Consider the following 18,638-nt stretch of genomic DNA (forward strand, 5'->3'; position numbering starts at 1 on the left):
GATCTTCTTGCCGCAAGATCTGGCTGGCGGCGGCGCAATCCGATGAAGTTCAGTTCATCGGTGGGCGCGGATCATAGGAACGAACCCCCACTGCACACCAGTCTGGAAAAAAGTTCTCACGATGTCATTGGCGGACGCAATCGAACTTGGAGCTGAGATAGCCTTTGAGGCAACAGGTCAGTGCCGCACGTCGTCACGACGATCACCGCGAAGCCAGCGCAACCGCATCCGCCCCTGCAGGAAATCGCAGTTGCCCCGAGCTGTCGTTCGCGGCCTGCCACACCGCTTCCGCAACATCGGCTTCAGTGGTCACGGCGTTCGATTTGCTCAGCGCGTCGAAGATCGACTGCGCGAACGGTGCATAGGGCTCAGGAATCAAGCCTTCCATGCGTTCGCCACCGTTTGCGGTGAACCGGGTCGTCGGCGCATATCCCGGCTCGACCAGCTTCACCTTGACCTGGAACGCCGCCAGCTCGTGCGCGAGCGATGCCGTGAAGCCTTCGATCGCCGTCTTGCTGGCCGTGTAGACCGCGACCAGCGGCATCGGCGCCAGCGTCGCGCTCGAGGTCACGTTGACGATGGTGCCGGCCTTCCGGCGGCGGAACTCGGGCAGCACCGCCTGCGTCATCGCCATCACGCCGAAGGTGTTGGTCTCGAACAGCTCGCGCGTGGTGGCCATCGGCGTGGCCTCGAAAGCGCCCAGCAGGCCGATGCCCGCATTGTTGACGAGCACGTCGATCGGCCCGCTCGCATCGAGCGCCGCGGCGATGCTGTCGGGCTTCGTCACGTCGAGCGGCAGCAACCGCATGCGCTCCGATTCGGGCAACAGGCCGCCTCGCGGGTTGCGCATGGTGGCGACGACGTTCCACCCCTCGGCATGGAAGCGTTGGGCCGTCTCCAGGCCGTAACCGGAGGAGCAGCCGGTGATCAGTGCGGTTTTCATGGGGTCTTTCGTTCGGTGAATGAAGACATGGACGTTACCGGGGAGCGTCCGGACTATCTACAATCATTCGTCCGCAGTTCATTGGCCAAAGTCCAGCATGTCGACCGATCCACTGTCCGGGATGATCGGGCTGCTCCAGCCGCGCGCCGTCTTCTCGAAGGTCATCAGCGGCGCCGGACGGTGGGCCGTTCGCTATTCGGATTTCGGGCAACCGAGCTTTTGCGCCGTGTTCGAGGGCTGCTGCCTGCTGGCTGTCGACCGCCAGCCGCCGATCATGCTGACCGCCGGCGACTTCGTGCTGCTGCCCGCCACACCCGGCTTCAGCATGACGAGCCTGGAGCCCGGCACGCCCGTCGTCATCGATGCCCGCGCGGCGGCCCGTTCGCCTGCTGGCGAAACCCGGCACGGCACGCGCGGCGGGCGGCCGGACGTACGAATGCTCGGCGGCTACTTCGAGTTCGAGTCGCCCGACACTTCGCTGCTGGTGTCGCTGCTGCCCGCCGTTGTGCACGTGCGTGGCGCACCGAGGCTGCCGATGCTCGTCGAACTCGTCCGCGAGGAATCATTGGAGCGCCGCCCGGGGCGCGACCTGGTGTTGGCGCGGCTGGTCGAACTGCTGTTGATCGAATCGCTGCGGGCCGTGCCTGAGAAGCAAGCCGAGCCAGGACTGCTGCGTGGCATGTCGGACAAGCGCCTCGCCGCTGCCCTGCGCCACATGCACGGCAACCCGGCGCGGGCATGGACGGTGGAGCAGCTCGCGCAGAAAAGCGCGTTGTCGCGTTCCGCCTTTTTCGATCGCTTCAGTCGCGCCGTTGGGCTGCCGCCGATGGAATACCTGTTGGCATGGCGAATGGCCGTTGCGAAAAATCTGCTGCGCCGAGAAGACCTGCCGATCGCCGAGGTCGCCGAAAAAGTAGGCTACGGTTCCGCCAGCACGTTCAGCACGGCGTTCAGCCGACACGTGGGGCAGCCGCCCGGGCGGTATGCGCGCATGCGGTGAGCTTGTCGCTGCCGCCTCCCCGTGTGAAATCGTCGGCTCCGGCCTGAGCTTCTTCCGCGGCGAGCCACGCATGCTCAAGGGCATCCAGGACGAGTGGCGGGTCTTCACGCTGCAGGCTTGAGGGCGCCGCGGGAGCGCCTTCAGGCAGTGGGCCTTCTTGACATCGACGATCCGTCTGCTAACCTCATTCTGGTTAGCGCTATCATTACCCGTAGGATTCGACATGCCAATGTTCCAGGCCGGCGCGGGCACCGTGGCGACCCGCGTGAAGGCTGCTCGTCGCCATCCCTCCAAGCCCGCCCGTGACGACGCCATGCCCGGCACACGCGGCATCGAGCGCGTCGCGGCGCTGCTGCGGGTGCTCGCGACGCGCACGCAATACGGCTGGGCGCTCACGCAGCTCGCCGAAGAGGCGGGCCTGAAGAAGACCACGGCGCACAGGATGCTGGCCAAGCTCGAATGCGAGGGGCTGGTGAGTCGTCGCGCGTCCGACCATCGCTACTTTCTCGGGCCCACGGTCGCGGAGCTGAGCCTGGGCCTGCCGGGCTTCCATGGCTTCATGGAGGCCTGTGCCAGTTCGATGGACGACCTGAGCCGCACGACCGGTGCTGCCGCGATGCTGGCGATTCGCAGCGGCATCCATTCGGTGGTGGCGGCACGCACCGGACCGTCTGCGGGCCGCGGCATGATGACCGAGGTCGGTGGCCGCCGGCCGCTGCTCGCATCGAGCGCAGGAACGGCCATCTTCCTGGGGCTGCCTGCCGCAGAGCAGGAGCGGGTACGACGCCTCAACATCGAAGTGCTCCGGTCGCGCAACGCAGGCGAACTCGAAGCGTTGAAGCGCATGTGGGCCCGCTCCGATGCACTGGGCTACGGCTTCAGCATGGGCGATGTGATCCCGGGCGTCACCTCGATCGCGCTGGCCTTGCGCTCGCCCGGCGGCGTCGCCTTCGCATCGATCGCGCTGATCGACGAATCGGCCAGCTTCACCAAGACGAAGGCGCAGGAAGCGGCCATGCTCATCCGCCGCGAAGTCGACTGCGTGATGTCCCGCGGCTATCCCGAGATCTGGTTCGAAAGCTTCGATCGGCGCACAGGGCTGGACAGCGCTTGCTGAGCGCCCGAACCGTTCCGACAGTTGGAACGAATGGCGGCCAACCCGGTGGATGGGCGAGTGCGCGGTTCCTATAGTCAAAGGCATCGGCAACGGCCTGTACGTGGAATCAAATCAGTGAACGAATTGAATCGGATCAAGCCCAGTTTGGCGCCGGACATCTACCTGTCGGTCGCCGAGCTGTTCGAGTCCTATGCGGACGCCTGCGACACCGGCGAACTGCAGAAGTGGCACGCGTTCTTCACCGACGATGCGGTGTACCGCGTGACCTCGCGAGAGAACTTCGCGGCCAGGCTAGATCATGGCGACATCTATTGCGATGGCCTGGCGATGATCCGCGACCGCGCTGATGCCCTGCAGGATTCGACCGTCTACGAGCCACGCACGCTGCGCCACCTGATCGCGCATCCGCGCATCCGGCCGCTGGCCGACGGCTCGCTCGGTGCGCGAACCAACTTCGTCGTCATCGAAGCGATGTCCGACGACGAACCGCAGATCTACATGGCGGGCACCTACGAGGACGAGATCGTGGCGCAGCAGAACCAACTGAAGTTTCGCAAGCGCATCTGCGTGTACGACAACTACCGCATCCGCACGTCGCTGGTCTATCCCGTCTGAGGCACCGCCATGGAACACGTCATCGAACAAGCCATCGATCAAAGCCGACTTCGCAGCAACCGCTCATGGCCCAAGGAAGGCTTCACGCGCGTGCCGGCCTGGATCTATTCCGACGAGGACATCTACCGCAAGGAACTCGACCATCTCTTCGGCGGCAACGCCTGGTCCTACGTCGGCCTCGCTTGCGAGCTGCCCGAGGTCGGCAGCTTCAAGCGCGCCTGGATCGGCGAGCGGCAGGTCATCGTGCTGCGCGACGAGGAGGGCATCAACGTGGTGGAGAACCGCTGCGCCCACCGCAGCTCCGCCATCTGCTGGAAGAACCAGGGCCAGGTGACCGAGCTGACCTGCCCGTACCACCAGTGGAGCTACTCGCTCAAGGGCGACCTGCTGGGCGTGCCGCTGCGCCGCGGCGTGCACGGCGAAGGCGGCATGCCGCGTGACTTCGACCCGAAGGACCACGGCCTGCGCAAGCTGCGCGTGGCGGTGCGCGGTGGCTCGATCTGGGCCACCTTCAGCGACACGGTGCCCGCGTTCGAGGACTACTGCGGCGCCGAACTGATCGCGCGCTTCGACCGCATCTTCGGCAGGAGCCCGCTGCGCATCGTCGGCTACAGCAAGCAGCTCATCCCGTCGAACTGGAAGCTCTACCTCGAAAACAGCCGCGACCCGTATCACGCGACACTGCTGCACACCTTCTTCATCACCTTCGGCCTCTACCGCGCCGACAACGAGCATCTGACTTCGCCGGTGCAAGGTGGCCGGCATTCGTCGAACTACGCGATCTCGGCCGGCAAGAAGGTGACCTCCGAAACCAGCCAGATGAAGCGCTTCAGCCACGGCCTGACCTTGCGCGACACCGAGATCGTGGGCCACCGCGACGAATTCGGCGATCGGCAGAACACGGCGCTGCAGATCTTCCCGAGCGCCTTCATCCAGCAGCATGCCAACGTGCTGGCCATCCGCAACATCATCCCGCGCGGCGTGGACAAGCTCGAGCTCAGCTGGACCTACTTCGGCTACGTGGACGACGACGAAAGCCTGCGGCGCCTGCGCCTCAAGCAGGCCAACCTGGTCGGCCCCGGCGGCCTGGTGTCGCTGGAAGACAGCGAATTGCTTAAGCCGCTGCAGGCCAACGTGGAGGGCTATCGCGATTCGGTGGCCTTTGTCGAGATGGGCGGCACCGACGTCAAGACCCAGTACTCGATGGCCACCGAGGTCGGCCTGCGCGCTTTCTACGATTTCTACAGAAAGGAAATGGGCCTCTGAGCCCGCCGGCGCCCATTGGCGCCATGGCGGACATCCTTCATTTCAACGTTTCAGTGCGACCAATCATGTTATCGCTAACAGAATCCATCGAATCTTCCGGGACGACGACTGCCGCCGATACGCCCACGCTCGTCATCGACGTCCTCGCCCAACGCCTCGCCGCGCGTGGCGTCAAGCACGTCTTCGGCGTGCCCGGTGGCGACTGCAGCCTCGACCTGATCGCGGCCTGTGCCAAGGTCGGCATCGAGTTCGTCCTGGCCCGCACCGAATCGGCCGCCGGCATGATGGCCTGCGTGACCGGTGAACTCACGGGCGCGCCGGGCGTGATCATGGTGACGCGCGGGCCGGGCATCGCGCATGCCATGAACGGCGTGGCCTACGCGGCGCTCGACCGCGCGCCGCTGCTCGTGCTGGCCGACGGCTACGACAGCCCGCGCATGGACCACGTTGCGCACCAGCGCTACGACCAGCATGCGATGGTCGCTCCTCTGTCGAAAGGGCACTGCGGCCTGTCGGGCGATGATCCGGGCGGCGACATCGATGCCTTGCTGGAACTGTCGGTCGCCGAGCCGCCCGGTCCGGTCTACATCGAGATGCGGGGCGGCGAGATCCGGCGCCGGGTCCCGCCGATGAAGGCGACAGGCGCCGCGCGCACTGCCCCGCGTCCGCCGGTGCGTGTCGAACTGCCGCCGCAGGCGAAGACATTGCTTGCAGGCGCACGCCGGCCCGTCATCGTCGCGGGCCTGCAAGCCTGCGATGCGTCCGCCTCCGCGGCATTGCGCGGCCTGGCGAAGGCCTGGAACTGCCCGGTGCTCGAGAGCTACAAGGCCCTGGGCACGGTCTCCGCGGACGACCCGCACGCGGTGGGTTGCTACACCGGCGGCAAGACGGACTCGATCCTGCTGTCGCAGGCCGACCTGGTCGTGCTCTACGGGCTCGATGCCATCGAGTTCCCGGCGCACACCTGGCTGTTCGATGGCCCCGTCGTCGAATTCACCACCCACGAGTTCGAGCGCAACATGGTGAAGCCCGAGGTGAGCATGACCGGGCCGCTCGCGGGCTTCGCGGATGCCGTGGCGGGCGTCGTCAGCCGCAGCGAGTGGCGCGAATCGACGCTGTCCGAGGCGCGCGCCGAGATCAAGCGGCGGGCCCGTGCCGACCAGGGCGACGGCCCGATCACGCCACAGGCGGTGGTCGACGCGGTCATCGACGCGGCGCCGCGCGACGCGCGCATCGCGCTCGATGCCGGTGCACACATGCTGCCCGTGCTGCATGCGTGGCACGCGACCGAGCCGCGCCAGGCGCTGATCTCGCGCGGGCTCGCGACCATGGCCTTCGCGCTGCCGGCGGCCATCGGATCCGCGCTCGCGCAGCCCGACAAGCCCGTGATCGCCTTCACGGGCGACGGCGGCCTGATGATGTGCCCCGGCGAACTGGGCACCGCCGTGCAGTACGGCTGCAAGCTGGTGGTGGTGGTGTTCAACGACCAGAGCCTCACGCTGATCGAGGTCAAGCAGCAGCAGCGTGGTTTCGCGCGCAAGGGTCTCGACTTCTCGCCTGCCGATTTCGCGAAGGTGGCCGGGGGCTTCGGCTGCCTGGGCCTGCGCGTGGAGCGGCCGGAAGACCTGGCGCCGACGGTGCGGCGGGCCTTCGCGCACGACGGGCCGGTGGTCATCGATGCCGTGGTCGATCCGCATGCCTACGCGGCGCAGCTCGCGGCGCTGCGCGGCTGATGCGCTTCATCGAAGGACGCACGACGATGATCAACGACTTCGACTTCCGCGGCATGGCGGCGGTGGTGACCGGTGCCGGCCGCGGCATGGGCCGCGAGGTCGCGCTGGCGCTCGGCGCGCGGGGCGCGGCTGTCATCGCCACCGACGTGCGCGCAGAGGCCTGCCACGACACGGCCGATGCCATCGTCCGCGCCGGCGGCAGCGGACGCGCCCAGTTGCTGGACATCGCAGACATCACTGCGGTGCGCGCCTTCTTCCGTGGACTACGCGAGACCGTCGACATCGTGGTGTGCGCCGCCGCCATCCTCAAGGTCAAGCCTTTCCTCGACCATGAAGAGGAGGACTGGGACGCGTTGGCGCGGGTCAACCTCAAGGGCACCTTCTTCACCGTGCAGGAGGCGGCGCGCCACATGGTGCCGCAGCGCAAGGGATCGATCGTCACCTTCTCGTCGACCTCGGCTTTCGTGGCGTCGCGCGTGCCCGAGATCGCCTACGACGTGACCAAGGGCGGCATCCGCCAGCTCACCGTGTCGGCGGCGGTCGAATTGGCGCCGATGGGCATTCGCGTCAACGGCCTCGCGCCCGGCACCATCCTGACCGACTTCAACCGCGCGACGCTCGATTCGCCCGAGCGACTGCGGGCCGTCGCCGCCGGCCTGCCGCTCGGCCGCGTGGGAACGCCCGAAGACGTGCTGGGCGCTGCGCTCTACCTGTGTTCGCCCCTGTCGTCGTACGTGACGGGGCAGTTGCTCGTGGTGGACGGCGGGCGATTGTGCCGGGCCGGGTAGCGCGCGAGTGCGAAAGCACGGCGTCCGCCACGAGAGCCGCGATTCCAAAAAGGAGACAAGCATGCAAGCCCACGACACACCGATGACACGCCGAGACGCACTGGCCACCCTGGCCGTCACCGTCGGCGGGGCCGTGCTCGCGGCCCGCGGCGGCAGCGCTTTCGCCGAGGCCGGCTGGCCGTCGCGCCCGATCAAATGGGTCAACCCCTACGCGGCCGGCGGCGCCTCCGACGGCATCGTCCGCGTGGTCGCGCAGAAGCTCGGCGAGCGCTTCGGCCAGCCGGTCGTCATCGACAACAAGACCGGCGCGGGCGGCAACATCGGCACCGACTTCGTCGCCAAGTCGCCGCCCGACGGCTACACCTGGATCGTCGGCAACACGGGCCCGATGGCCGTCAACTCGACGCTGTACGGCAACCTGTCCTTCGACCCGCAGAAGGACTTCACGCCCATCTCGCTGGTGATGAGCTACCCCAACCTCGTCATCGCCAACCTCGAGAGCGGGCCGAGTTCGCTGCAGGACCTGATCGCGCGCGCCAAGAGCCGGCCAGTCGCCTATGCCGGCAACGGCGTCGGCACGTCGCTGCACCTCACGGGACAGATGCTCGCGCAGGCCGCGGGCATCAAGCTCACGCACGTGGCCTACCGCGGCGAGCCGCCGGGGCTGACCGACGTGATGGCCGGCGTCGTGCCGGTGGGCATCACGCCCATCTCGGCCGGCCTGCCGCTGGTGAAGGGCGGCAAGGTGCGGGCGCTGGCGGTGACGGGCGCCGAGCGCTCGCCGCTGCTGCCGGACGTGCCCACCGCGTCGGAAGCCGGGGTGCCGGGCTTCGAGGCCAACGGATGGATCGGCGTGCTGGTTCCGCGCGGCACGCCGCCGGCCGTGGTCGCGAAGATCGTCAAGGAGTTCACCGCGGTGATGCAGCTGCCCGAGATCCAGAACATCGTGAAGAACGACATGGCGTCCGTGGTGCCCCCGCTCGGGCCCGAGCACTTCGCGGCCTTCATGCAGAGCGAGACGCAGCGGTGGGGCCAGGTGGTTCGCACTGCCAACGTCAAGGTCGAGTAGCACCATCGCATCGTTCACTGAACGATCAACCACAGCATGCAGGCGGAGAACTCATCTTCCATCGTCGTGGTCGGCGGCGGCCATGCAGCCGGCCGCGCCATCGAGGCGCTGCGCGGCGCCGGCTTTGCGGGCCGCATCGCGCTGGTCGGCGACGAGAAGCAGCCGCCTTACGAACGGCCCGCGTTGTCGAAGCAGCTCCTGAACGGCGAGGTCGAGTTCGACAGCCTGCTCGTGCGCCCCCGCGACTGGTACGCCGAGCAGGGCGTCGAACTCGTGCTCGGCACGCGTGCCGAAGCCATCGACCGCCCCGCGCGCCGGGTGCTGCTGCGCGACGGGCGCGCCATCGCCTACGACCGACTGCTGCTGACCACCGGCGCCCGCGCCCGACCCTTGACGGTGGCCGGTGCGAACCTCCCCGGCGTGCATGCGGTGCGCACCGTCGCGGACGCGCTCGCGCTGCGCGAACGCCTGCGGCCCGGTGCGCGCCTGCTGGTCGTCGGCGCCGGCTTGATCGGCCTGGAGGTGGCAGCCGTCGCTCGCGCGCGCGGCTGCGAGGTGGCCGTGCTGGAGGCGGGGCCGCACGCGCTGGGCCGTGTGACGCCGCCCGAGGTGGGGCGCATGTTCGAGCAGCTGCATGCCTCCTTCGGAACCGAAGTCCACGCCGGCACCCTGCTCACGCGGATCGACAAGCTGCGCGATGCGCAGCGCCTGGTCGCCACGAGCGCGGACGGCCGTCGATGGGAAGCCGATGCCATCGTTGCCGCCATCGGCGCCGTGCCCAACGACGAACTCGCAGCCAACGCCGGCCTGCGTGTCGACAACGGAATCCGCACCGACGAGTTCGGCCGCACCAGCGACCCCGCGATCTTCGCGGCGGGCGACGTCACGGCGCACTTCAATCCGTTGTTGGGCCGTCACCTGCGCTTGGAGACTTGGCAGAACGCGCAGAACCAGGCCATCGCGGTGGCCCGCGTGATGGCCGGTGGCGCGCAATCTCATTCCGAGGTGCCGTGGTTCTGGACCGACCAGTTCGGGCTCAACTTCCAGTCGGCCGGTGCGCCCATGGGTTGGGACGAGGTTCACTGGCGCCACGCGCCGGACGGCAAGCCTGCAGTCGTCTTCTATCTGCAGGATGGCGTGCTGGTGGGCGGCGCCACCTTCAACCAAGGCCGGCAGATGCGGCACCTCAAGCAGTTGATCGGGGTTCGAGCGCGCGTCGATGGACGGCGCTTGCAAGACCCTGGCACCGCGCTCGACCAGCTGGCCCGCATGGTCGGCTGAATTCTTTCCGCCTCTTTGCCTTTTGCCCTTTTGCCCATTTCCTTCGGGCGCATGCTCCATATGCCTACGTGACGAACGCGGCCCGGCGCCAAGACTTCGGGGCATCGTCACCGACAAGCCGAAAGGACCCTCACATGGAGATACAACTCAACACCAGCAATGGCGTCGAGAACAAGGAAAGCCTGGACCGCTGGGCCGACGAGCAGATCAGGCAGTCGTTCGACCGCTTCGCCGGCGACGTGACACGGGTGGAGGTTCACCTGAGCGACGAGAACCACGACAAGGGCGGCAGCAAGGACAAGCGCTGCGCGATGGAAGCCCGCGTGACGGGGCATCCGCCGGTGGCCGTGACGCAGCATGCACCGACCATCGACGAGGCCTTTCGCGGTGCCAGCGACAAGCTCAAGCGCGCGCTCGACAGCATGCTCGGCCGGCAGGAGCGGCGCCGCGATCGCGTGACGATTCGCAAGGACGGCGACGCGTTGGTGGAAGAGGCGGAATGAGGGCCGCATCCACGAATGCATGAGTCGCACGAATTCAAGTTCTTCCGTGCCGGCGGTGTCGACCAGGTCCTGATCCGGAACGGCGCCGACATCGCGCACATCGGCCAGCTAGACCAGAAGCTCTGGGTCGCGCTGGCCTGCCCGACGCGTGGCATCGAATTCGACAGCCGCACGCTCGACCTGATCGACACCGACCACGATGGGCGCATTCGCCCGCCGGAGCTGATCGCGGCCTGCGAGTGGGCCTGCGCGCAGCTGCGCGAGCCCGACCTGCTGATCGAGGGCGGCGACAGCATCGCCATCGATGCGCTGCCCGAGACAGGCAGCGAAGCCGGTGGCGATGGCATCTCGCTGGCCGAAGAAGCGCGCCGCGTGCTGTGCCTGCTCGACAAGACCGAGGCCAGCGCCATCGCATTGGCCGACGTCACCCGGCGCAGCGACATGCTCGCCGCCATGCGCTTCAACGGCGACGGCGTCGTCACGCCCGAGACCACCCATGACGACGCCGTACGCCGCACGCTGAGGCACATCGCCGACTCGCACGGCATCGTGAAAGACCGCAACGGCCACGACGGCATCGACCGCGTGCGCGCCAAGGCCTTCTTCGCGGAAGCCGAAGCCATGCGCGCGTGGCAAGCCGGGGAAGGCAGCACGGCCTGCGCGGGCGGACACATGCTGGAAGCCGCCGAGGCCGTGAATGCCGTGCGCGAGAAGGTCGAGGACTTCTTCGCCCGCTGCCGCCTGGCCGCCTACGACATGCAGGCCGTACCCGCGCTCAATGCGTCGCCCGAAACCTACGAAACGCTGGCCGCGCTCGAACTCACGATCGACAACCAGCGCATCGCGGCGCTGCCGCTGGCGCCCATCGCGCCGGGCCGTACGTTGCCGCTGCGCAGCGGCATGAACCCGGCCTGGGCCGGTCCCCTGGCGCGCTTGCGCGACAAGGCGGTCACGCCGCTGCTCGGCATGGTGGACGAGGACGCGGGCCAGATCGACGAAGACGCCTGGAAGGAATTGCAGCATCGCGTCGCGTCGTGCCAAGCCTGGCTCGCGGCGAAGCCCGTGTCGGCGCTGTCGAAGCTGGACGCCGCGACCATCGACGCGCTATTGGCGACGCAACCCGCGCTGATGGCGCTGATCGACGAGGACGAGCAGGCCGAGCCGCACAACGCGCGGCTGCGCGACCTGGAGAAGCTGCTTCGCTTCAAACGCGACTTGCGCCGGCTGCTGGAGAACTTCGTTTCATTCAAGGCCTTCTACCGCCGCGAGGGCGCGATCTTCCAGGCCGGCACGCTCTACCTCGACAGCCGCAGCTGCGACCTGACGGTGCGCGTGGAAGACGTCAAGCAGCACGCGGTGCTCGCGGGCCTGGCGAAGACCTGCCTGGCCTACTGCGAGTGCCGACGCGGCAGCGAGAAGATGAACATCGTCGCCGCCTTCACCGCGGGTGACGTCGACTTCCTCTTCGCGGGCCGCAACGGCGTGTTCTACGACCGCCAGGGCCGCGACTGGGATGCGACCATCTCGCGCCTGATCGAGAACGCGACCAGCGTCGCGCAGGCTTTTTTCTCGCCCTACAAGAAGTTCGTTCGCATGATCGAGGAGCAGGTCGCCAAGCGCGCAGCCGCCAGCGAGGCCAACGCCACTGGTTCGCTCGGCACGCTGGCCAGCACGCTCGCGACCGCCGACAAGGCGCCCGCGCCGGGCGTCGCGCCCGCCGCCACCGCGCGCCTGCCCGGCAGCCGTGTCGACGTGGGCACGGTGGCGGCGATCGGTGTGGCCATGGGGAGCATCAGCGCCGTGCTGGTCGCGCTGTTCAGCAAGTTCATCGACCTGGGGCAATGGATTCCGTTCGCGATCGCGGGCATGGTCATCGCCATCTCCGGCCCCAGCATGCTGATCGCCTGGCTCAAGCTGCGCCAGCGCAGCCTGGGGCCGATCCTCGACGCCAGCGGCTGGGCCATCAATGGCCGCATGAAGGTCAACGTGCGGCTCGGTGCCTCGCTGTCGAAGACGGCGCAGATACCGCGGCAGGCCTTGCGCGTGCTGCGCGACCCCTACGCCGAACGCCGCGGCATGGCGGGCGCGCTCGCCGCACTGGTGCTGGTTGCAGTGGCCGCAGTGCTGGCATGGCAGCTCGACCTGCTCGACGAGCGGCTGCCGCCGCGGCTGCAGCACACGCCGCCGACGATGCAGGGCAGTTGAACGGCCCAGCCTACTGGACCACCTTGTCGGCTCGGGTCAACAACGACCGCGGGATCGGATAGCCGAGCCGCTTGGATGTGTCCAGATTGACCAGCAACTCGAAGCTCGTCGGCTGCTCGATCGGCAGGTCGGCGGGCCGGGCGCCCTTCAGGATGCGGTCGACGTAGCGTGCCCCGTCCTTGCCCTCGGTACCGTAGCCGGGGCCGTAGGCCATGAGGCAGCCGTTCTCGGCGTAGTCGCTGCGCGCGCAGATGGTCGGCAGCCGGTTTTCGATCGCCAGCTCGGCGATCAGCTTCTGGTTCGAGTTGGCGATGGGGTTCAGCGTGACCCACACGGCATGGTTGCCCGCCTTCACGGCCGCCTTGAACGCGGCCGAGTAGGCCGCGGCGCTGCTCGCCTCCATCGAGTACAGCTCCAGGCCCAGTTGCTTCGCCGGCTGCTGGCTGGCCTCCCACTGCGGGATGGAGCCGGGCGCCTTCGGGTCCCACAGCACGGCCACCTTCACCAGCTTGGGATTGGTCTCCTTGAGGATCTCGAGCCGCTTGCCGGTGAGGATGGCCGCCACGTTGGTGACCCCGGTCGCGTTGCTGCCGGGCCGCGCGAGGCTCTGCGCCAGCCCGGTGCTGATGGGATCGGTGACGCCCATGAAGACGATCGGCACGCTCGACGTCGTCTTCTTCGCAGCCTGCGCCGCGTTCGAGGTGACGGCCACGAGCACGTCGATCTGCAGCGCGATCAGGTCGGCGGCGTGGGTTTGCAGGCGGGTCAAGTCCTGGCTTTCGTGACGGTAGTCGATCTGGATGCTCTGCCCTTCGACGTAGCCCAGGTCGTGAAGCCCCTTCTTGAAGGCTTCCAGGCGCGGGGCGTCGGCCGCGGCGGTGACGGCTGCAAGGTAGCCGATGCGCGGCACCTTGCCGGCGTGCTGCTGCGCCGGCGCGGGCATGGCCGCCGAGAGCAACACCGAGCTGAGAAACAACCGAAAGAACCTGCTGCGCATCGGCACCTCCTGGTGGCCGGATCGTAGTGCAAAGCGCATTGTGGGCCGCGCCGATCCAGGGGTCTTGAACCGTTGCGACATCGTCGTCAGTCGGCGTTGAGCCGCACGCGGGCCAGCGCCGAGGCCGCCGGCCGGCGGCCACCGAGCGCATACGCGACGTCGTTCGCCGCAGCAACGACGGCCTCGCCGAGCGACTGCAGCTTGGTCTTGCGAAAGCGCTCCGACGGCCCGGACACGCCGAGCGCGGCGATCACCGAGCCTCGCGCATCCTTGATGGGCGCGGCCACGCCCCAGACGTTGTCGCGCCACTCGGCACGGTTCACGGCCCAGCCCTGCTCGCGCACCTTGCGCAACTCGCGCAGGAAGGCGTCGGGGTCGGTGATGGTGTGATCGGTGTGGCGGCGCAGCCGGCCCGCGATCTCCTGCAGCAGGCCGCCGCCGCTGAACGCGAGCTGGGCCTTGCCGGTCGCCACGCAGTAGGCCGGCGCGCGGCCGCCGATCTGGGTGTAGGCCCGCACGGGATTGGGGCTGTCGACCTTGTGGACGTAGACCACCTCGGAGCCGTCGAGCACCGACAGGTGCACGCTTTCGGCGGTGGCGCTCATCAGCGCCTCCATCTGTCGCTCCGCGTGGCGCCGCAGGTCGAGCTTGCCCAGCACCGCCGACCCCAGTTCCCACAGCTTGATCGAGGCCGTGTAGTGGCCGCTGTCTTCGTCGCGCAGCACGAAGTGCGTTTCGACCAGCGCGAGCATGAGGCGGTGGACGTTGCTCTTGACCATCCCGAGCTCGCGGCCGATCTGCGTGAGGTTCAGCGGCCGGTCGCTGCGCGACAGCAGCTCAAGCACCGCCAGGCCTTTCAGGAGCGTGTTGTTCATGTTCCGAAATGTAGAACCTTTGCGGCGCTTTGTGGAACTTCTTATCGTTCGTCTCCATGACCGATGAAGTTGATCAGGCGGCAGTGCCGCACTTCGCCCACCGCCCGCTGGCCGGCGTTCGCGTCGTCGAGTTTTGTTCGACGGCCGCAGGGCCGTTCTGCGCGATGCTGCTCGGCGACATGGGCGCCGACGTGGTGAAGGTGGAGCCGCCCGACGGCGACGGCTTGCGCCAGTGGCCGCCGATCACCGAAGGCTTCAGCGAGAACTTCGCCTCGGTCAACCGCAACAAGCGCTCGGTCGCGCTCGACCTCAAGGACCCGGCCGGCGTGGCACTGGCCCGCAAGCTCGTGCTCGATGCCGACGTGCTGGTCGAGAACAACCGGCCCGGCGTGATGGACCGTCTCGGCCTGGGCTACGCGCAGCTCGAGGCGCAGCATCCGAAGCTGGTGTACTGCTCCATCTCGGCCTTCGGCCAGTCCGGCCCGCGCGCCAAGGAAGGTGGCTTCGACCTGACCATCCAGGCCGCCAGCGGCGTGATGAGCGTCACGGGCGAGGAGGGCGGCGCGCCCGTCAAGTGCGGCGTGCCCGTGGCCGACTTCGCCTCGGGCCTCTACGGTGCCTACGCCATCGCGGCCGCGCTGGCTGCCGTGCGCAGCGGCGCCGGCGGCGTTCACATCGACGTGCCGATGTTCGGATGCACCCTCGCCATCGCGGCGCTGCAGACCAGCGAGTTCTTCGGCACCGGGCGTAATCCGCGCCGCCTGGGCTCGGCGCATCCTCGCAACGCACCGTACCGCGCCTTCGAGGCGGCCGACGGCTACTTCGCCATCGCGGCCGGCAACCAGCAGCTGTGGCTGCGCGTGCTGGAGGTGGTGGGCCTGCCGCGCCTGGCCGACGATGCGCGCTTCAAGAGCACGCTCCTGCGGGCCACGAACCAGGAGGCGCTGAAACCGATCCTGGAAGAGGTGTTCCGCACGCGCCCGGTCGCGCACTGGCTGTCGGTCTTCGCCGAGGCGGGTGTGCCGCATTCGGGCATCAACAGCTACGAGCAGGCGCTCGACGATCCACAGGTGCATGCGATGCAATGGGTGCAGGAACTGGTGCTGCCCAACGGCGTGCGCACGCGCACCTTCGGATCGCCCTTGCGCTTCGACGGCCAGGGCTCGCCGGTGCATCGCGGCCCGCCGCACCTGGGCGAGCACACGGAAGAGATCGCTGCGCAGTACGCGCCGGAGGGGCGCGCATGACCGCGAAGCTCGCGCATTTCGTCGGCCGCGTCGAGGCCGCGCTCGGCGACGGTGCCGATGAAGCGACGGTGCTGGCTGCCGTGCGCAGCGCGATGAGTGAACTCGTCGCGGACGACGACTGGCTGCCCGAGGCAGCAGCGCAGCCGCATCCCGTTCATTACCAGCAGTTCCTGCTGCACAAGGACCCGGCCGCGCGCTTCTCGGTCGTGAGTTTCGTCTGGGGCCCCGGCCAGAAGACGCCGATCCACGACCACACGGTGTGGGGCGTGATCGGCATGCTGCGCGGCAGCGAGCTGTCGCAGGGTTTCGCGAAGTCGGCCGATGGCATGACACCCGAAGGCCAGATCGAGCGCCTGCAGCCCGGCGACGTGGTCGCCGTGTCGCCGGCGATCGGCGACATCCACCAGGTCTGCAATGCCTTCGACGACAAGGTGTCGATCAGCATCCACGCCTACGGCGCCGACATCGGCCAGGTGCGCCGGCACGTGTTCGATCCGGTGACCGGCGTCGCCAAGGAATTCGTATCGGGATACAGCGGCGTCGCGGCTGGCGCGCGCCCATGAGTGCGGCCGAATCCACGCTGGTCGTCGAAGGACGAAGCTGGCGCGTCGTGCTCGATCGGCCGCAGCAGGGCAACGCCCTGTCGAACCGCCTGGTGCGCGAGCTCGACGAGGTCTTCGAGCGCGCAAGCCGCGAGGACGTGCAGGCGTTGATCCTCGAAGGGCGAGGGCGCCACTTCTGCACCGGCTTCGACCTCTCGAGCCTGGCGACGGAGTCCGACGATTCGTTGCTGGCTCGCTTCGTCCGCATCGAACTGCTGCTTCAACGCGTGGCGCGCGCGCCCTTTCTCACGGTGGCCGTGGCGCGCGGCCGCGCCATGGGTGCGGGCGCCGATCTGTTCGCCGCCTGCCGGCTGCGGCTGGCAGGCGCCGATGCAAGCTTCGCGTTCCCGGGTGCACGCGGCTTCGGCCTCGTGCTCGGCACGCGCCGGCTGGCGGCATTGGTCGGCGTGCCGATGGCGTTGCGTTGGGTCGAAAGCGCCTGCGCCGTGTCGGCGGCCGAGGCCCGCGACGCGGGACTCGCGAGCGAACTGGCCGATGTACCCGAGCAATGCGCGAAGCATGTGGCCGATGCGCTCGCCGTTCCAGCGCCGGTGCGCCTCGCACTGCAGTCGGCGTCGGAGCCCGACGCCGCGCGGCATGACGCAGACGATCTGGCATCTCTCGTGCGTTCGGCCGCCGCCCCGGGCCTGCGCGATCGCATCGCGGCCTATGTGGCGCGGTCCGCCGCGGCGCGCCGGCCGGCGTGACCGCGATCGCTTTTCGCGCATCCACTTTCAATTTCACCTTCACACCTTCAAAGGAGTCTCGATGGCTTTCATGAACTGGCCCGATCTGCTGGGCACGCTCAAGCGTTCCTACAACCGCCTGGGCGAGACCAATCCCAAGATGCTCGAGGCCTATCGCGGCGTTGCCGCGGCCCAGGGGTCGAACGGCGCGCTCGATGCCAAGACGCGCGAACTCATCGCGATGGCAGTGGCCGTGACCACACGCTGCGATGGCTGCATTTCGTCCCACGCCGCGGCCGCGGTCAAGGCCGGCGCGACCGAAGCCGAGATGTCCGACGCGATGGGTGTGGCCATCGCGTTGAACGCCGGTGCCGCTTACGTCTATTCGCTGCGTGCCATGGAAGCGTATGCCGAGCTGAAGAACGCGGCCTGAGCCTTCACGTGCTCTCATTGCGCGGGCCACGAGCCCGCGCGCGTCGTGCCGATACCGCCATGCGCGCCCGACCCGCCGGGGGTCGTTGTCAGCGCGCGCCGGGTGCTTGCTTCCCCCTCTTTTTCCGACCCACGCGTTCGCGACCGGGCGGTTCGCATCGGCCGTGCGCTTCGCCGAAGCTTCGCGAACGAGGCAGCTTCTGAATTCCAAAATATGGATATTCAGAAATCAGATATCCATACTCGCTCTGGTCATGCCTGCCTTTCCAGGTGCCGCACAATCGAATGAATATCACCGAGTAGAGCTTTGAACTTCCAATGAAGAACCCTATCGAAGCCCAGCACCGAGAGCGCCGTGAACAGCTCGGTCGGCAGCATCTAGTGGATTGCCACATATTGACATAGTTCAACTTGCAAACTAGATTGGTCGCTTCGGTGGCAGCGCGCGTTCGCGTGGCCTCGACCGCACATGGAGACAAGCAGCATGGATAGACGCTTCGAGGGGCGGGTCGCATTGGTGACCGGCGCCGCGCAAGGCATTGGATTGACGACGGCGGAGCGTTTCGCCGAAGAGGGCGCGAACGTGGTCCTGTGCGACCTGTCCGCGGACGCGGCCAGGAGCGCTGCGGCGTCCATCGAGAAGAAGTTCGGCGTCCATGCGCTCGCGGTCGGCTGCGACGTGTCGAACGAGGCGCAGGTCGACGACCTGGTCGCCCGCGCGGCCGAGCGCACGGGCACCGTCGACATCCTCGTCAACAACGCGGGCGTCACCCGCGACAACCTGCTCTTCAAGATGACGCTGGCCGACTGGGACACCGTCATGGGCGTCCACCTGCGCGGCACCTTCCTGTGTACCCGCGCCGTGCAGAAGATCATGGTGGAGCGGCGCTTCGGAAAGATCGTCAACCTGTCGTCCACCTCCGCGCTGGGCAACCGGGGCCAGGCCAACTACTCGACTGCCAAGGCCGGGCTGCAGGCCTTCACGCGCACCGCGGCCATCGAACTCGGCCCTTACAACATCAACGTGAACGCGGTGGCGCCCGGCTTCATCGACACCGAGATGACCCGGGCCACGGCCGCGCGCCGCGGCATCGACCCCGAGGAATACAAGGCCCAGCGTGCCAAGAACATCCCGCTCGGCCGGGTGGGCGTGCCCGCCGACATCGCGAACGTGATCGCCTTCCTGTGCAGCGAAGAGGCCTCCTTCGTCTCGGGCCAGATCATCTACGTCAAGGGCGGCCCGGAAACGCTCCGCTGAACACCTCCCCACGCATCCACG

18 protein-coding genes are annotated in these 18,638 nt (G+C 68.0%); 15 read left to right on the forward strand and 3 right to left on the reverse strand.

Going from position 1 to position 18,638, the window contains the following annotated elements:
* Positions 1–202: 202 nt before the first annotated feature.
* Positions 203–943 (reverse strand): SDR family oxidoreductase, encoded by a 741-nt coding sequence (locus B0W80_RS20290; RefSeq protein ID WP_077000969.1) that lies wholly within the window; start codon positions 941–943, stop codon positions 203–205.
* Between the two features lie 97 nt (positions 944–1,040).
* Between B0W80_RS20290 and B0W80_RS20295 the strand changes: the two genes are divergently transcribed.
* The 10 genes from B0W80_RS20295 (at position 1,041) to B0W80_RS20340 (ending at position 12,520) form a co-directional block, all read left to right on the forward strand.
* Entirely contained in the window at positions 1,041–1,943 is a 903-nt protein-coding gene (locus B0W80_RS20295) for an AraC family transcriptional regulator (protein ID WP_143684707.1), read from the forward strand.
* A gap of 223 nt (positions 1,944–2,166) precedes the next feature.
* On the forward strand, positions 2,167–3,060 hold the full coding sequence (locus B0W80_RS20300) for an IclR family transcriptional regulator (protein WP_083745519.1): 894 nt from the start codon (positions 2,167–2,169) through the stop codon (positions 3,058–3,060).
* Between the two features lie 114 nt (positions 3,061–3,174).
* Positions 3,175–3,675, forward strand: a complete 501-nt coding sequence (locus B0W80_RS20305; protein WP_179106981.1) for a nuclear transport factor 2 family protein — start codon at positions 3,175–3,177, stop codon at positions 3,673–3,675.
* A gap of 9 nt (positions 3,676–3,684) precedes the next feature.
* Complete coding sequence (locus B0W80_RS20310; RefSeq protein ID WP_077000972.1) at positions 3,685–4,941, forward strand: SRPBCC family protein; 1,257 nt, start codon at positions 3,685–3,687, stop codon at positions 4,939–4,941.
* Between the two features lie 65 nt (positions 4,942–5,006).
* A complete protein-coding gene (locus B0W80_RS20315; protein WP_179106982.1) occupies positions 5,007–6,674 on the forward strand; it encodes a thiamine pyrophosphate-binding protein in 1,668 nt (555 codons plus the stop codon).
* Positions 6,675–6,700: 26 nt separating this feature from the next.
* The gene (locus B0W80_RS20320) at positions 6,701–7,462 is read left to right on the forward strand and encodes an SDR family NAD(P)-dependent oxidoreductase (protein ID WP_077001014.1); all 762 of its coding nucleotides are present in this window, start codon (positions 6,701–6,703) and stop codon (positions 7,460–7,462) included.
* A 61-nt stretch (positions 7,463–7,523) separates the two neighbouring features.
* The gene (locus B0W80_RS20325) at positions 7,524–8,531 is read left to right on the forward strand and encodes a tripartite tricarboxylate transporter substrate binding protein (RefSeq protein ID WP_083745522.1); all 1,008 of its coding nucleotides are present in this window, start codon (positions 7,524–7,526) and stop codon (positions 8,529–8,531) included.
* Positions 8,532–8,567: 36 nt separating this feature from the next.
* Complete coding sequence (locus B0W80_RS20330) at positions 8,568–9,812, forward strand: NAD(P)/FAD-dependent oxidoreductase (protein ID WP_077000974.1); 1,245 nt, start codon at positions 8,568–8,570, stop codon at positions 9,810–9,812.
* 134 nt (positions 9,813–9,946) lie between these two features.
* Positions 9,947–10,315, forward strand: coding sequence for an HPF/RaiA family ribosome-associated protein (locus B0W80_RS20335; RefSeq protein ID WP_077000975.1), 369 nt, complete (start codon positions 9,947–9,949; stop codon positions 10,313–10,315).
* Between the two features lie 15 nt (positions 10,316–10,330).
* Positions 10,331–12,520: a hypothetical protein gene (locus tag B0W80_RS20340; protein WP_077000976.1), complete on the forward strand. Its 2,190-nt coding sequence runs from the start codon at positions 10,331–10,333 to the stop codon at positions 12,518–12,520.
* Positions 12,521–12,530: 10 nt separating this feature from the next.
* Here B0W80_RS20340 and B0W80_RS20345 read toward each other — a convergent pair whose 3' ends face one another.
* Positions 12,531–13,517 (reverse strand): ABC transporter substrate-binding protein, encoded by a 987-nt coding sequence (locus B0W80_RS20345; protein WP_179106983.1) that lies wholly within the window; start codon positions 13,515–13,517, stop codon positions 12,531–12,533.
* Between the two features lie 86 nt (positions 13,518–13,603).
* Positions 13,604–14,392: an IclR family transcriptional regulator gene (locus B0W80_RS20350; protein WP_077000978.1), complete on the reverse strand. Its 789-nt coding sequence runs from the start codon at positions 14,390–14,392 to the stop codon at positions 13,604–13,606.
* A 56-nt stretch (positions 14,393–14,448) separates the two neighbouring features.
* Here B0W80_RS20350 and B0W80_RS20355 point away from each other — a divergent pair, with 56 nt between their 5' ends.
* The 5 genes from B0W80_RS20355 (at position 14,449) to fabG (ending at position 18,617) form a co-directional block, all read left to right on the forward strand.
* Entirely contained in the window at positions 14,449–15,639 is a 1,191-nt protein-coding gene (locus B0W80_RS20355) for a CaiB/BaiF CoA-transferase family protein (protein ID WP_077000979.1), read from the forward strand.
* On the forward strand, positions 15,636–16,202 hold the full coding sequence (locus B0W80_RS20360; RefSeq protein WP_077000980.1) for a cysteine dioxygenase: 567 nt from the start codon (positions 15,636–15,638) through the stop codon (positions 16,200–16,202). The genes B0W80_RS20355 and B0W80_RS20360 overlap by 4 nt, the downstream gene beginning before the upstream one ends.
* Positions 16,199–16,948, forward strand: coding sequence for an enoyl-CoA hydratase/isomerase family protein (locus B0W80_RS20365; RefSeq protein ID WP_077000981.1), 750 nt, complete (start codon positions 16,199–16,201; stop codon positions 16,946–16,948). The genes B0W80_RS20360 and B0W80_RS20365 overlap by 4 nt, the downstream gene beginning before the upstream one ends.
* Before the next feature lie 70 nt (positions 16,949–17,018).
* Complete coding sequence (locus tag B0W80_RS20370) at positions 17,019–17,360, forward strand: carboxymuconolactone decarboxylase family protein (RefSeq protein WP_218668925.1); 342 nt, start codon at positions 17,019–17,021, stop codon at positions 17,358–17,360.
* 483 nt (positions 17,361–17,843) lie between these two features.
* On the forward strand, positions 17,844–18,617 hold the full coding sequence (fabG, locus tag B0W80_RS20375; protein WP_077000982.1) for a 3-oxoacyl-ACP reductase FabG: 774 nt from the start codon (positions 17,844–17,846) through the stop codon (positions 18,615–18,617).
* Positions 18,618–18,638: the final 21 nt, after the last annotated feature.

Source organism: Variovorax sp. KK3, assembly GCF_001984055.1.
GTDB lineage: Bacteria > Pseudomonadota > Gammaproteobacteria > Burkholderiales > Burkholderiaceae_C > Variovorax.

Excerpts from the sequence above, each read along its gene's own strand:
- B0W80_RS20360 (WP_077000980.1), top strand. The coding sequence starts at position 15,636 with ATGACCGCGAAGCTCGCGCATTTCGTCGGCCGCGTCGAGGCCGCGCTC.
- B0W80_RS20350 (WP_077000978.1), bottom strand. The coding sequence starts at position 14,392 with ATGAACAACACGCTCCTGAAAGGCCTGGCGGTGCTTGAGCTGCTGTCG.
- B0W80_RS20320 (WP_077001014.1), top strand. The coding sequence starts at position 6,701 with ATGATCAACGACTTCGACTTCCGCGGCATGGCGGCGGTGGTGACCGGT.
- B0W80_RS20310 (WP_077000972.1), top strand. The coding sequence starts at position 3,685 with ATGGAACACGTCATCGAACAAGCCATCGATCAAAGCCGACTTCGCAGC.
- B0W80_RS20325 (WP_083745522.1), top strand. The coding sequence starts at position 7,524 with ATGCAAGCCCACGACACACCGATGACACGCCGAGACGCACTGGCCACC.
- B0W80_RS20290 (WP_077000969.1), bottom strand. The coding sequence starts at position 943 with ATGAAAACCGCACTGATCACCGGCTGCTCCTCCGGTTACGGCCTGGAG.
- fabG (WP_077000982.1), top strand. The coding sequence starts at position 17,844 with ATGGATAGACGCTTCGAGGGGCGGGTCGCATTGGTGACCGGCGCCGCG.
- B0W80_RS20345 (WP_179106983.1), bottom strand. The coding sequence starts at position 13,517 with ATGCGCAGCAGGTTCTTTCGGTTGTTTCTCAGCTCGGTGTTGCTCTCG.
- B0W80_RS20370 (WP_218668925.1), top strand. The coding sequence starts at position 17,019 with ATGAACTGGCCCGATCTGCTGGGCACGCTCAAGCGTTCCTACAACCGC.
- B0W80_RS20355 (WP_077000979.1), top strand. The coding sequence starts at position 14,449 with ATGACCGATGAAGTTGATCAGGCGGCAGTGCCGCACTTCGCCCACCGC.
- B0W80_RS20295 (WP_143684707.1), top strand. The coding sequence starts at position 1,041 with ATGTCGACCGATCCACTGTCCGGGATGATCGGGCTGCTCCAGCCGCGC.
- B0W80_RS20300 (WP_083745519.1), top strand. The coding sequence starts at position 2,167 with ATGCCAATGTTCCAGGCCGGCGCGGGCACCGTGGCGACCCGCGTGAAG.
- B0W80_RS20330 (WP_077000974.1), top strand. The coding sequence starts at position 8,568 with ATGCAGGCGGAGAACTCATCTTCCATCGTCGTGGTCGGCGGCGGCCAT.
- B0W80_RS20315 (WP_179106982.1), top strand. The coding sequence starts at position 5,007 with ATGTTATCGCTAACAGAATCCATCGAATCTTCCGGGACGACGACTGCC.
- B0W80_RS20335 (WP_077000975.1), top strand. The coding sequence starts at position 9,947 with ATGGAGATACAACTCAACACCAGCAATGGCGTCGAGAACAAGGAAAGC.
- B0W80_RS20365 (WP_077000981.1), top strand. The coding sequence starts at position 16,199 with ATGAGTGCGGCCGAATCCACGCTGGTCGTCGAAGGACGAAGCTGGCGC.
- B0W80_RS20340 (WP_077000976.1), top strand. The coding sequence starts at position 10,331 with ATGCATGAGTCGCACGAATTCAAGTTCTTCCGTGCCGGCGGTGTCGAC.